Raw genomic sequence first — 13,636 nt, 5'->3', positions numbered from 1 at the left:
CATGAGCAGTAACTTCAGACATCATCTGTTGGGTCTGTCGTTGCTGATTGGCGTAGCGGCCCCCTGGGCCGCTACTGCCCAAGCGCCAATCAGCAGTGTCGGATCAGGTTCGGTCGAAAACCGTGTCACTCAATTAGAGCGTATCTCTAACGCTCACAGCCAGCTTTTAACGCAACTTCAGCAGCAGATTTCTGATAATCAGCGTGATATTGATAACCTCCGTGGGCAGATTCAGGAAAATCAGTATCAACTGAACCAGATCGTTGAACGACAGAAGCAGATCTATCAGCAAATCGATGGATTAAGTTTACCGTCCTCTGCGGCACCGGCGGCAGACGGAAGTTCGCCTGCTACTGGTAATGCAGGTGCCGCCAACGCAGTGACCCCGAGTACCGGAGATGTAAATGCTGATTATAATGCCGCTGTCGCGTTAGTATTGGAAAAAAAACAATACGATCAGGCAATTACCGCGTTTCAGGCTTTCGTCAAGAAGTACCCGGATTCTACTTATCAACCCAATGCCAACTATTGGCTTGGTCAGTTGAATTACAACAAGGGGAAAAAGGATGATGCAGCATACTATTTCGCCAATGTTGTCAAAAACTACCCTAAATCGCCAAAAAGCGCTGAGGCATTGTTGAAGGTTGGGGTAATCATGCAGGAGAAAGGCCAGGTAGATAAGGCTAAGGCCGTTTATCAACAGGTGGTAAAAATGTACCCCAATACGGAAAGTGCCAAGCAAGCACAAAAACGTTTATCGGCCTCGTGATTCCCTTTGAACTGGCATAAGAATTGTGCATTGTGTGTAATTCTTATGCTTGAATGTCTTAAGAGTAAGCAACTAAACGGTTTTTTTAGAAAATAGGTTGCGCCGAAAATTAAAATCAGTAATATGTGCCGCCGTTGCCGGGGCAAATAGTAAGACATAGTTGCAGCATGAGATTGGGTCGTTAGCTCAGTTGGTAGAGCAGTTGACTTTTAATCAATTGGTCGCAGGTTCGAATCCTGCACGACCCACCAATTCTAAATGCCGCCGTCATCCTCATCAATATCTACGTAATTCCGCATTGCGGGTCGTTAGCTCAGTTGGTAGAGCAGTTGACTTTTAATCAATTGGTCGCAGGTTCGAATCCTGCACGACCCACCAATTCTAAATGCCGCCGTCGTACTCATCAATATCTACGCAATTCCGCATTGCGGGTCGTTAGCTCAGTTGGTAGAGCAGTTGACTTTTAATCAATTGGTCGCAGGTTCGAATCCTGCACGACCCACCAATTTATCTTCCTATGGCGTCTTATTGAGTCCGGGGAAGGAAGAAAACCGTATCACTGTCAACAGGATACGGTTTTTTTTCGTCTAAATGCGCGCTATCTCATACCGGGGAAGCCGGAGCTGATGGGCCTACGCTACTGATGGCGAAAAATGTTGAGGCCCATTTTTGAGCTTAGGGCTGAAACACACTCCAGAAAAAGAATAGTGCGCCACTTCATGGTTGTCCTTTTATGCTGATACCTAAGGCGTAACCTTATGCCTGTTCTTCCCCGTCCCGAATCCGTCTCAGAAGTTCAGACTGAACACCTGTCTTGTTGGTAGGGGCTTGGTCCAAAAAAGCAAGAGCAGGAAGAGGTAGAGCGGGAATGGTTGCCGATATACGACGATTATCCGGTCAGAACGGCTACCAGTAGTGGTATCGCGAGTTTATACACGTATCTCCTCAATGGGGACGCCTGTTGCCGCAATGGCAGCATTTGACCTTTGTACGCCAAGCAGAGGCCACCGACGCCATATAACGGACGAATGATCGTGAATTTTCCCGTCAGGGCGTATTCAGACGAACCGCGAGCATCGTCGTCACTGGCGCTGAGAAGGGCAACAAATTGGTATCGTATAGACTCTGGGCGATACCATGCTGAATGATGTTACTCGCGCATGAGTGTAATAATCTGGCGCCATCGCGAAAGAAAGATCCTTAAAGTGTGATAGATGTCTCAAATAATTAAACGGTAGAAACATAGAATGCCGCCATAGTACAACGTTGTACTACATCTGACGTATTAGATAGCGATCAAATTGAGTTCTTTACCTTCGCTGTTCAAAAAAAGGGGTGATTCCTAATGAAGTTTAATATAGCGACAATATCTGGTGATGGCATAGGTCCTGAAATCATGCAGGAAGCAATAAAAATTCTTGACAAAACCGGAAAGAAATGCAATCACCAGTTTGTTTTTACTGATTGCTGTGCCGGAGGTGTTTCTATTGAAAAATATGGTGAGCCATTAACTGATGAGAATTTTAAAATATGCCAAAAAAGTGACGCTATATTATTAGGAAATATTGGTGGTAGTAAATGGCAAGATCAGCCCATTGAAAAAAGGCCAGAAAGAGTCCTTTTTAGGCTAAGAGGTGAACTTGGGATGAGCGTAAATATCAGACCCATATTCACGAATGATGAACTAAGTTATTTATCTCCTCTAAAGAAAGAAATAATAGAAAAAAAAATAAACATCGTCGTCGTGAGAGATGTAACCGGGGGAAGCTTACCATCAGAGAAATACAGCGGAACCGGAAAATATGGTCGAGAAGCATTTGATAAAGAATATTATAATGAAAGCATAATTTCTGAAACAGCATCGTGGGCATTTGAAATAGCACAAAAAAGAAATAAAAAGGTTACCAGTTTTGATAAAGCGAATGGCTTAATTAGCTCATTTCTATGGCGAACAGTTACCAGTGAAAAATCCAAACAATTCCCCAATGTCACATTGAATCATATGTTCGTCGATAATGGAGCAATGGATCTGACAAAAAACGCACATGAATATGATGTCATTGTTGCTCCAAATATTTTTGGCGACATAATTTCGGATGAACTAACAGGCCTGGTTGGTACGCTGGGTATTTTGCCTGCTGCGACGCTAGGGAAAAATAAGAAGGGAATGTTTGAACCTAATCAGTTACATAATACAAATTACAGCATAATAGGGAAAAACATAGCAAACCCAATAGGATTGATTTTATCCACGGCCCTGATGTTGCGTTATTCATTTAATTTAGAGTCTGAAGCCTCTAAAATTGAAAATGCAGTCGAAAGAGCACTAAAGGAGGGATATGCCACTCAGGATATTTATACACAAGGAAAGCAATTAGTTGGAACAAAAGAAATGGGTAACATAATTGCTGACTATATTTAGATTATTCTAATAAACTAACTGGAAGAGAATATATAATGTCAAAGATAGAAAAAATATTGCACGGGCAATCCGGACAGTCTGTAAAAATAAAACCTGATTGGACCGTAATCAACGATGGAATCAGTCATGAAGCAATTGATGTTATTAACAACATAGATCATGTCTTTAATAATAAAAAAACTATCATTGTAATAGATCATGACGTCCCAGCAGGTAACTCTGACAGTTCAATTATTTTTCAGAAACTGGTTGCTTTTTCCAAAAAACATGGTGTCGAATTCATTCAGGCAAAAGGCATTACATATGTGGTAATGCTGGAATCCTATGTTGAGAAAAACAATATTATTGTATCATGCGGGAATCATAACTCTATTTATGGTTCATCCGGAGCGTTGGGTCTTAAGGTAAATTCAGAGACTCTTCTAAAGATACTTGAAACAGGAGAGTATGAACTAAAGATTCCTGAAACAGTATTAGTTAAATTTCAGGGAGAGTTGCCAGTTGGGATATCTGCAATAGATGTTTTTATTAATCTGTTAGGTAAAATTGATAGTAAATTAGTTGACGGGAAATCACTAGAATTTACAGGAGAGTCATTTTTAAAACTTACTCAACATGATAAAAAAGTATTATTTAGCATGGCAACAAGAACGGGCGCATTGACTTCTCTTGAAAATGAAATCCCAGAGGGTAAGTACTATGATGAAATTATTTTTGATCTGAATAAAGTAGAACCAGTGGTTGCTTTACCTGTTGAAGATCAAAAAGTCACTACCTTTAAATACGAAAAAATAACTGCACTAAACTCTTTAGAATTTGATGTGGGTTTTATAGGCGGATATACAGGTGGTTATATTGAGGATTTGCGTCTAGCCGCTGAATTAATGAAAAATAAAAAAATAGCATTAGGATTCCGATTGAACATATGTCCAGCATCAAGTCAAATCTATTTGCAGGCTATGGATGAAGGATTGCTGGATATCTTCATTAATTTTGGTGCGCAAATTCTTGCTCCTAGCGACCGCAATATTACCCTGTATGGAGCCGGGGTTGTCGGTCCAAAGGAAAAAGTAATTACGACAGGTAGCTATAATTTTTCAGGATGTCTGGGTTCGGATGACGCTTCTGTATATATAGCCTCCGTTAGATCAGTAGTTAACGCTGCATTGACAAAACACATTTAAAACATCTAGAGGGTATGACAATGGATAAGCAGTTTAAAGGTAGGATATGGAAGATGGGTGACGATATTGATACTGATACTATCATTCCAGGAAGAAGGGGAACAATCCCCACATTAGAAGAAATGAGTAAATATGCATTTGAATTATTGAGACCAGAATTTTCCAAAAATTCAAAAGACGGTGACATTATTATAGCTGGGAAAAATTTTGGTTGCGGATCTTCACGAGAACAAGCCCCAGCAGTTATTGCTGCGAACGGTGTAAAGATAATTATTGCCAAAAGTTTTGCAAGGATTTTTTTCAGAAATGGATTTAACAAGGGGTTATTATTAATAGAATGCGATGATGTTCAGGATTATTGTGGTGATGGTGATGTTTGTGAAGTGGAAATAAATAAATGTGTACGGGTGAATGGGAAAGAATTTCCAATTAAAACAATCCCGGATAATTTATTTAAAATTGTTGAGGATGGTGGATTAATTGAAAGCACCAAAAAGAGAAATTTAATGCTTAAAAATAGAGAGGTTAAATAATCATGGGACACACAATCGTAGAAAAGATCCTGATGAAAAACGCGGGATTAGAAAAAGTGAACGTTGGTGACATTGTAATTAGTAAACCAGATATGTTTATGGTACATGATATTTACACTCCGTATCTATATGAAGCATTAGAAGAGATGGAAACTGAGGAACTAGATGATCCTGAGAAAGTAACTATTATGTTCGATCACTGCTTACCTACCGCAGTACCCGGTAACGATACACATCACTATAGAGCGGGTATTGAACTGAGTAAAAAATACGGTATATCAAAATTACATATCGGAGAGGGGATATGTCATACATTGATGCATGAATATCGTTATGCTAGGCCTGGTTGTGTTGTTACCGCAACTGATAGTCATACCACAACATATGGTGGGGCTGGCTGTTTTTGCACCGGTATTGGTACCGCCGAAATGGCTGCTGCACTGACAACGGGTGAATTATGGTTTAAAGTACCGGCTGCAATTAAAGTTATATTGCATGGGCGATTCAAAAAAGGCGTATATGCAAAAGATTTAATTGAAAAAATTATCGGTGATATCAAGGCTGATGGCGCTTAATATAAGTCACTTGAATTTGTTGGATCAGGTGTTCAAGACTTAAGCATGTCAGCAAGATTCACCGTTGCTAATATGGGATTAGAAGCCGGTGCCAAATGTGCATTATTTATCGCAGATGAACAAACTGCTGATTACTATAATATCGACTATGAAGATATTAAATGGATTAAACCTGATGATGATGCTGAGTATGAAAAAACGTTAGAATATTATTTGGATGAAATTGAGCCATCACTTTCATGCCCTCAAGGCGTAGATAATGTGCATGCGATTAAAAACATACTTGGTAAAAAAATTGATGAAGTCTACCTTGGATCATGCACGAATGGTAGCTTGGAAGATTTAGCTGTAGCAGCGAGTATATTAAAAGGAAAGAAAGTCGCACCGTATTTGAAATTCATTGTCGTGCCAGCCAGTAACCAGGTATTCAAGGATGCGATTAAAAAAGGCTATATCAGGACATTTATTGAAGCCGGGGGTGTCGTATCTCATCCTGCGTGTGCTCTTTGTTGCGGTATGCCCTATGGATTATTGGCTGACGATGAGATTATTTTAAGTACCGCAAACCGTAACTTTATTGGTCGAATGGGTACAAAAAAATCTTTGATTTATCTTGGTTCACCGGCTGTTGCTGCTGCATCGGCATTAACTGGGGTAATCTCGGATCCCCGTGAGTTACCTGAATATTAAAATAGCAGCCGTTAAAAGGATCGACCTATGTTTACCAATATTAAAATTGGTGGAATGCCCGCCAAATATTTTATTATTTTTGCAGTCGTAGTCTTACTGGCGACATATACTGGAACGTTGAATAAAGATATTGTAGGTACAATCGCCTTTCTACTTGTTTGTGGTGGTTTTTTTGCTTATATAGGAAAAATAATTCCTATCTTTGGGAGTTATATGGGGGGGGCTGTACTACTACCATTATTCGGTGGTTCGATTTTGGTCTATTTTGGTTTAATTCCAGAGTTTTTAAAAGGAAATGTTGCTAGTCTTATGTCCTCCGGGGCCGTGAATTTATTCATTGCCGCTATTATTGTTGGATCAATTCTTAGCATGAATCAAAAAATGCTGGTTTCAGTTACTGTGAGATTGCTTCCCTGCATTCTTGTTTCTTTATTATTCGCAGTAATATTTATGTTTATGGGATGCCTGGCGACAGGTAAAACAGTACTGGATGGGCTCTTTATGGTCGGTTTGCCAAATTATACCGGTGGTTCTGCCGGGGCCCTGGTAATTGTACCAACCATATACAGCGAATTCTTTAATGAATCTGTCGGGAGCTTCGCAGGGCGACTTATCGTTTTCATGAATATATCAAACCTGATATGCGTTATTTTTTCAGGATTGCTTAATCGTTTGGGGAAATCAAAACCAGAATTAACCGGAAACGGTGTTCTAATAAAGAACCATGGAACTTCTTTCGAAAAATCGGAAAAAGAAAACCATGCTATGGATACTAACTTAACGAAATTAGGGACGGGTTTACTGGTTTCTACTGTTTTTTTAATAGTCGGTAACATGTTGCAATATTTAGTCCCGCAACTCAACTTCATTGCTTGGTCTGCAATATTGGTTGTCTTTGTGAAGGCTTTAGGACTGTTGGATGATCAAATCTGTCGGTGTAGTGAATATTGGCAAAGTTTTATGGTGGGTAATTTTTTGCCCGTTTTGATTACTGCAGTAGGCATATCATCCCTTGATTTTTATCAGTTGGCATCTTACTTTACCCTAAGTAACTTTTTAATCATCTTCTTGGGTGTAATAGGTTCAATGATTGGCTCTCTTTTGTGTGCGCGATTTTTCAATTTTTATCCTATTGACTCAATGCTTGCGGTTGGTGTGCAAATGGGGACAGTCGGAGGAAGCGGGGCCGTGGCCACGCTTTCAACTGCTGAACGTATGAGCTTAATGCCATTTGCTATTATCTCTAATAGAATCGGTGGTGCTTTGGTAGTAATATTAATTAATCTGGTTATCCCTTATTTTATTTGATTTATGTTATGGGCGGATTCTTAAGATGAACAAAATAGCTTTTTTTGATGCGCGGAACGATGAACAGATACTATTAGACAAGTTTCAGGAGGAAATGAAAATTGATATCATTAAAATCCCTGAGAAACTATCTGAACATAATGCTCATCTTGCTAAAGGTACTTTAGCTGTTTCTGTTCCTGGTAGTAATGTTGTCAATGATAACGCATTATTGTCATTGAGTAGAAACGGTATTAAATATTTATCAATCAGAAGTGCGGGATATAATAATATTGATATTTATGCCGCTCGTAAGTATGGGATTCGTATTTCTAATGTAAGCTACTCCCCCAATAGCGTTGCTGATTATACTGTGATGCTAATTTTAATGAGTGTCAGAAAAATAAAACAAATAATATCAAGAAATGATGTGCAAGATTATACGTTAACGGGTCTTCAGGGAAGAGAAATGAAGAATTTAACCGTTGGTATTATCGGCACAGGTAAGATAGGAGAAATTGTTGCAAAAAATCTTTCTGGTTTTGGATGCAAATTAGTTGCTTTTGATTTGTATCCAAAAGACTCCCTACAGGGGTTCACCGAGTACGTTTCACTTGATGAATTACTGACTAAAAGTGATGTGATTACCTTACATCTTCCGCTTGATAATAATAGCCATCATCTGATCAATAAAGAAACAATAAATAAAATGAAAGATGGTGTCGTTATAATTAACTGTGGACGTGGTCAGTTAATCGATACTGAAGCACTTATCGATAGTATGGAAACAGGGAAAGTTGGAGCCGTCGGGTTGGATGTGATTGAAAATGAGCTTGATATCTTTCATAAGGACCATCGCTGTAACATCCTTACCAATCGTCAACTATCTGTACTAAGAGCATTTCCTAATGCCATTATTTCACCCCATGCATCCTTCTACACAGATCAAGCAGTAAGAGACATGGTTGAAATTTCATTAAAATCACTCATCTCTTTTGTTACGTCTGGCAAGAGTCCTTGGGAGTTAACTTAAAATGTAAAAAACTGTCCATTATGGAATATTTTTCTTAATAGCGCAGTATTGATGACATATAGCAGCAATAATTCTTTTGCTGCTATTAAAGTTGAGAGGTTTTTTTAATCCCCATTTATAATAAAAAACTCAAATCAATGCATTCCTATACTTACTATTACCATAATAATCGCCTATATAAAAACAGAGGGTTAACATTTCAGAATCAATGGGGCTATTTTTGACGACCTTATCTTACCGTTCTGCCGGGAAGGGGTATCTAGAGGTATTGCTATAACCTCTGGTACCAGCCCAAATTCGCGACAAACTCAGCACAGCAGAGGTTCTCTATGTTCTCATTATCAATCAATGTATTAAATCAGTTCATGGTTGCAGGGCTGGAAACCATCTTACATAAGATAAGCATGAATAACAGCTGATGCTCAGCTTACGCTCGCCTCGCTCGCTATCCCCTAGTTGCGTCTATATAGAAAAGTAGAGGAAAATATCTTCTCTTTCTGCTATTTTAATGGAAAATGTGCAGATACTAAAACGATTATGACTACTCTTAAAGATGTTGCTAAACTTGCGAATGTATCACTCTCAACCGTTTCTATTATTGTTAATGGCAAACAAGAGGCTAGGAAAATAAGTCCAGAGACGTGTGAAAAGGTCATCAACGCGATCCGCACTCTTGGATATGTTCCGAATTTGAATGCGCGGAAAATTAGATACTCTGAAAGAAGTCGGCCTAAACTCGTGCTATTTTGGCCTTTTGATAGCCGTACAAATATTCTTTCTTCCTTACTTACAGAGATTCATTTGCAACTACATAAGACTGAGTTTAATTTTGAATTGGTTATTCAAACTTATGATAATGATAAGATCGAGCAGAGTATACAGGAAATAATTAAAGATTCTTGTAATGGTATTATAGTTGCAGGTGCATCTCATAAAGATATTGAGTGTCTAGAGTCGGTGAAAATAAACTCCCCCGTAATTTTAATTAACCGTGATTCAAAAAAATACTCTATGGTATATGTGGACCCACATGAAATAGCTTCAAGTGCTATAGATGTATTAAAGAAAAAAAATATAACTGACATAGTAATCGTTGGTATAAAAAATAGTTTTATTGCTTCAAATCAGCGAACTAAAATTTTTATGGAATACTGTGAGAGTGAAGGGATAACTATAAAAAACAATCACTTTATTCGTGCCCATAATTCCTTTGATGATGGCATAAATATTGCTAAAGAGTATTTGAGGTTGTCTAATAGGCCTAAAACAATTTTTTGTGAATCTGATATTGTCGCATCAGGGATGATTTATCATTTCAATAAGGTAGGGATTGATCTTCCTGATGAGGTTTTCATGCTTGCGATTGGCACTGTGGGTGGAGTTTTAACTAAATATCTTCTTCGAGATATAACAGTTATTGAAGTGCCTGCAGATAAAATTGCCAGAGCCATCGTTAATGTGTTTATTAATAAATTTCAGTCGAAAGATATTTTATCTCCAGTTAGAAGGAAAGTTTCACCAGAAATCCATATCGTAGGTTCCTGTTCCGAGGGGTGAATGGCGGGACAGTTTATTTAACATTAATCTATTTAATATTGAAGTGCCAATACAAATGGCAGACGGCTGTTCAGTTTAGTGATATATATCTAATGACCCGGATTGTCAAAAAATACGGAATCCTGCTCAAAGCATTAGGCATTTACTATGCTCAGTATAAAATCATAACTGACTCAAGATCTTCCTGAATTGGCTACTCAGTGGGAAAACTCGTTTACATGAGCAACATCGAAAGCTCTCGAGTAGCCAAGTGCTATGCCCATGGCGATAAACTTCATCACAGTACTGCGAGGGAAATGAGCAATTCCGATAGCGATGGAAACCTCAAATTGCGTAGCGTCCCAGAAAAATCTATCGATTGAAGGTATTGCTCGTTAATTACGACAATAAATAAAATGCAATATAGCTATAGTTGACCTTGTGTTCAGCATGGCCGAGCACTTATTCTCTCGAATTCCGATATATTCATGGTATCGTCTGGTTTAGGAAGAAATATGATTGGTCCGTTGATAAATGGTGCTGCTATCTTAATCGGTAGTGGATTGGGTATTGCTTTACGTCGTTTTATCCCTCAACGCTTACAGGATGGTCTTCCACCTGCATTTGCCATGGTTTCTATTGCCATGGGGGTAACTTTGGTAGTGAAAGTCCAGCAGTTGCCTGCGGTGGCGTTGGCTATCGTGGTTGGCGTAGCGTTAGGTGAGTTACTGCGTATGGAATCTGGCGTGCAGTGGGCCGGCATGAAGATTCAGAAAGGATTGAACCGCTTGCTGCCGACGCAGGCCCACCACCTGCCGCAGGATGTCTATAACCAGAACTTTACCGCGTTAATCGTTCTATTTTGTGCTAGTGGAACAGGCGTGGTTGGTGCCTTGACGGAAGGGTTAACCGGTGATTATCAGCTACTGATTATCAAATCGGTTTTGGATATTTTCACTGCGCTCATTTTTTCTATCTCGCTTGGTCTTGCTGTGATGTCAATTGCGATACCGCAGATCATAGTCCAGACGCTGTTATTCTTCTCAGCAAAGCTGATCATGCCCTTTATGACGGCAATAACGATGAGCGATTTCACCGCTTGCGGTGGTGTGATAATGATTGCTGTTGGACTAAGAATTGCACAGATAAAATTGTTTGCGGTAGTGAATTTCCTGCCCGCGCTGATACTGGTTATACCCATTTCACTGTACTGGCATCGTCTTTTTGCCTAAATGGTCGCGGTAACTGTGCGGCTGACAATTGAGTGCCAGTCGCCAGGTTTTATCTTTTAATCGATTGATAACGTTGTCATTCTTGTTTCATTAGTGATCGGCCTTTCCTCAGCGCTATTGCTCTTGCCTGTTATGCCTACTCAATAAGGCTTTCTTCTCGCGTTTTCTATTGTTGTTTCGCAGATAGTAAACTTAAGCGAAAAAAGTCGCGACTCTGCCGATTTTTTTCGGTATTTTGTTTAGGATAAAAAACATTGGGGCTGAATGAATATTCGGCATTGCAACCTAAGCCGTCATCGCGGAAAACAATAATGAGCGTCCTTTTTGATAGCAATGAGACCATTTACCCGTTTCCACCGAAGCCAAAGTCCTTATCGGCTGATGAAAAGCAGCACTATCGTCGCAAAATAAAAACGCTGTTGCGGGAAAGAAACGCCGTGATAGTCGCGCACTATTATACCGATCCTGAAATTCAGGCGCTGGCGGAAGAAACTGGCGGCTGTGTGGCGGATTCACTGGAAATGGCGCGATTTGGCAGTACCAGTTCGGCTTCGACACTATTAGTAGCCGGCGTTCGTTTTATGGGGGAGACGGCTAAGATACTCAATCCGGAAAAGACGATTCTGATGCCTACTTTGGAGGCTGAGTGCTCACTTGATCTCGGCTGTCCCGTCGATGCGTTCAGTCACTTTTGTGATACACACCCAGATCGAACAGTAGTGGTCTATGCTAATACCTCTGCGGCGGTAAAAGCGCGTGCGGACTGGGTTGTTACATCGAGCATCGCGGTGGAGCTGATCGACTATTTGGATAGTCGAGGAGAAAAAATTATTTGGGCGCCGGACCGCCATCTGGGAAGCTATGTACAAAAGCAGACGGGGGCAGATGTCTTGTGCTGGCAAGGCGCATGTATCGTACATGATGAATTTAAAACGCAGTCGCTTAGACATATGAAGATGTTACACCCCGATGCGGCAATATTGGTTCATCCCGAATCGCCACGGAGCGTGGTAGAACTGGCTGACGCGGTGGGATCGACCAGCCAATTGATTCAGGCGGCGAAGACGCTGCCACAGCGGGAACTGATAGTGGCGACCGATCGCGGTATTTTTTACAAGATGCAGCAGGCTTGCCCTGAGAAAATATTGCTGGAAGCACCTACTGCGGGTGAAGGCGCTACCTGCCGTAGTTGCGCCCACTGCCCATGGATGGCAATGAATGGCCTGGAAGCCATTGCTAATGGGCTGGATCAAGGCGGTGAAATGCATGAGATTCACGTTGATGCCGCTTTGCGGGAAGGGGCATTAATTCCACTCAATCGCATGCTGAATTTTGCGACGTCATTAAAATTACAGCTAAAAGGGAATGCCTGAATTCAGGACATTTTAATATCAACTGCGTCCCGTAGTGGAAACTGGGTGGTGAGATGGATTTTTTAAGTACCAGTAATATATTAGTGCACATTCCCCTGGGTGACGGTGGATATGATCTTTCCTGGATAGAAGCGATAGGGACATTATTTGGTTTGCTGTGTATCTGGTTAGCGAGCCAGGAAAAAACCATCAACTATTTGTTTGGGCTGATTAATGTCACGCTGTTTGCCGTGATTTTTTTCCAGATTCAGCTTTATGCCAGCCTATTGCTGCAAATTTTCTTTTTTGCCGCCAATATCTATGGTTGGTTCGCTTGGTCGCGTAAGACGGATTCGCAGGAAGCTGAGCTACGTATTCGCTGGCTACCGATGCCAAAGCTGATTGGGTGGTCGCTTGCGTGTATTGTGGCGATTGGTCTGATGACATTCTACATTGATACGGTATTTGCATTTCTGACACGTATCGCCGTTTTGGGTATGCAGGCGACGGGGTTAGCGGTGGAGATGCCCCGTCTCCAGCCTGATGCGTTCCCATTCTGGGATTCTGCCATGATGGTATTGTCAATTGTGGCAATGATTCTGATGACACGTAAATATGTCGAAAATTGGTTGCTGTGGGTGGTGATCGATGTGATCAGCGTCGTGATCTTCGCTTATCAGGGGGTGTATGCGATGGCAGTTGAGTACGCAATTCTGACGTTGATCGCGTTGAACGGCTCTTGGCTATGGATTAAGAGCGCACGTGAAAAAACCGACAGGGTGGCTGCAAGTTAGGGGCGATCCTTATGCCTACTGGTGGTGATGAGCAATTCTGCATTGTGTTCACTCAGAGGTTAAAACACGCAGAGATCATCATCACCGCGTTGGCGTGACATCTGTACTACGTGGTTCAATTGTTGGTAATAATCGATGAAATAAAAGCATCAGGGGCATTTGATCGCGCAAATTCCGTCGATTTCAGCGCTACGATTCCATTCGCTTGACATATAATAGTCCATCTTCA

At 40.7% G+C, this 13,636-nt stretch carries 10 protein-coding genes, 3 tRNA genes and 1 pseudogene; all 14 read left to right on the top strand.

Annotated features, from left to right (window positions below; translation table 11 throughout):
- Position 1: 1 nt before the first annotated feature.
- The 14 genes and pseudogenes from cpoB to pnuC all read left to right on the top strand — a co-directional run bounded on the left by cpoB (position 2) and on the right by pnuC (position 13,407).
- Positions 2-769 carry a cell division protein CpoB gene (cpoB, locus tag RFN81_RS12305; protein ID WP_264496117.1) on the top strand — a complete coding sequence of 256 codons (768 nt, stop codon included), beginning with the start codon at positions 2-4 and terminating at the stop codon, positions 767-769.
- A gap of 175 nt (positions 770-944) precedes the next feature.
- Positions 945-1,020, top strand: a tRNA-Lys gene (locus RFN81_RS12300).
- Positions 1,021-1,071: 51 nt separating this feature from the next.
- A tRNA-Lys gene (locus tag RFN81_RS12295) sits at positions 1,072-1,147 on the top strand.
- A 51-nt stretch (positions 1,148-1,198) separates the two neighbouring features.
- A tRNA-Lys gene (locus RFN81_RS12290) sits at positions 1,199-1,274 on the top strand.
- 840 nt (positions 1,275-2,114) lie between these two features.
- Positions 2,115-3,191: a 3-isopropylmalate dehydrogenase gene (gene leuB, locus RFN81_RS12285; protein WP_264496116.1), complete on the top strand. Its 1,077-nt coding sequence runs from the start codon at positions 2,115-2,117 to the stop codon at positions 3,189-3,191.
- 35 nt (positions 3,192-3,226) lie between these two features.
- Positions 3,227-4,375, top strand: a complete 1,149-nt coding sequence (locus RFN81_RS12280; protein WP_264496115.1) for an aconitase family protein — start codon at positions 3,227-3,229, stop codon at positions 4,373-4,375.
- A 20-nt stretch (positions 4,376-4,395) separates the two neighbouring features.
- Positions 4,396-4,908 (top strand): 3-isopropylmalate dehydratase, encoded by a 513-nt coding sequence (locus RFN81_RS12275; RefSeq protein WP_264496114.1) that lies wholly within the window; start codon positions 4,396-4,398, stop codon positions 4,906-4,908.
- 2 nt (positions 4,909-4,910) lie between these two features.
- A pseudogene (locus RFN81_RS12270) lies at positions 4,911-6,173 on the top strand (3-isopropylmalate dehydratase large subunit).
- A gap of 27 nt (positions 6,174-6,200) precedes the next feature.
- On the top strand, positions 6,201-7,481 hold the full coding sequence (locus RFN81_RS12265; protein ID WP_264496113.1) for a 2-hydroxycarboxylate transporter family protein: 1,281 nt from the start codon (positions 6,201-6,203) through the stop codon (positions 7,479-7,481).
- A gap of 25 nt (positions 7,482-7,506) precedes the next feature.
- Positions 7,507-8,493, top strand: coding sequence for a D-isomer specific 2-hydroxyacid dehydrogenase family protein (locus RFN81_RS12260; protein ID WP_264496112.1), 987 nt, complete (start codon positions 7,507-7,509; stop codon positions 8,491-8,493).
- Positions 8,494-9,030: 537 nt separating this feature from the next.
- Positions 9,031-10,050 (top strand): LacI family DNA-binding transcriptional regulator, encoded by a 1,020-nt coding sequence (locus RFN81_RS12255; protein ID WP_264496111.1) that lies wholly within the window; start codon positions 9,031-9,033, stop codon positions 10,048-10,050.
- Between the two features lie 494 nt (positions 10,051-10,544).
- Positions 10,545-11,261 (top strand): DUF554 domain-containing protein, encoded by a 717-nt coding sequence (locus tag RFN81_RS12250; RefSeq protein ID WP_264496110.1) that lies wholly within the window; start codon positions 10,545-10,547, stop codon positions 11,259-11,261.
- Positions 11,262-11,572: 311 nt separating this feature from the next.
- Positions 11,573-12,634, top strand: coding sequence for a quinolinate synthase NadA (gene nadA / locus RFN81_RS12245; protein ID WP_264496109.1), 1,062 nt, complete (start codon positions 11,573-11,575; stop codon positions 12,632-12,634).
- 53 nt (positions 12,635-12,687) lie between these two features.
- Entirely contained in the window at positions 12,688-13,407 is a 720-nt protein-coding gene (pnuC, locus tag RFN81_RS12240) for a nicotinamide riboside transporter PnuC (RefSeq protein WP_264496108.1), read from the top strand.
- Positions 13,408-13,636 lie beyond the last annotated feature (229 nt).

This window comes from Pectobacterium cacticida (assembly GCF_036885195.1).
Lineage (GTDB): Bacteria > Pseudomonadota > Gammaproteobacteria > Enterobacterales > Enterobacteriaceae > Pectobacterium > Pectobacterium cacticida.
This window is presented reverse-complemented; position numbering and strand designations above follow the sequence as displayed.

Bases quoted from the DNA above. Each gene is read 5' to 3' on its own strand.
- cpoB (WP_264496117.1), top strand. From the start codon at position 2: ATGAGCAGTAACTTCAGACATCATCTGTTGGGTCTGTCGTTGCTGATT.
- leuB (WP_264496116.1), top strand. From the start codon at position 2,115: ATGAAGTTTAATATAGCGACAATATCTGGTGATGGCATAGGTCCTGAA.
- RFN81_RS12280 (WP_264496115.1), top strand. From the start codon at position 3,227: ATGTCAAAGATAGAAAAAATATTGCACGGGCAATCCGGACAGTCTGTA.
- RFN81_RS12275 (WP_264496114.1), top strand. From the start codon at position 4,396: ATGGATAAGCAGTTTAAAGGTAGGATATGGAAGATGGGTGACGATATT.
- RFN81_RS12265 (WP_264496113.1), top strand. From the start codon at position 6,201: ATGTTTACCAATATTAAAATTGGTGGAATGCCCGCCAAATATTTTATT.
- RFN81_RS12260 (WP_264496112.1), top strand. From the start codon at position 7,507: ATGAACAAAATAGCTTTTTTTGATGCGCGGAACGATGAACAGATACTA.
- RFN81_RS12255 (WP_264496111.1), top strand. From the start codon at position 9,031: ATGACTACTCTTAAAGATGTTGCTAAACTTGCGAATGTATCACTCTCA.
- RFN81_RS12250 (WP_264496110.1), top strand. From the start codon at position 10,545: ATGATTGGTCCGTTGATAAATGGTGCTGCTATCTTAATCGGTAGTGGA.
- nadA (WP_264496109.1), top strand. From the start codon at position 11,573: ATGAGCGTCCTTTTTGATAGCAATGAGACCATTTACCCGTTTCCACCG.
- pnuC (WP_264496108.1), top strand. From the start codon at position 12,688: ATGGATTTTTTAAGTACCAGTAATATATTAGTGCACATTCCCCTGGGT.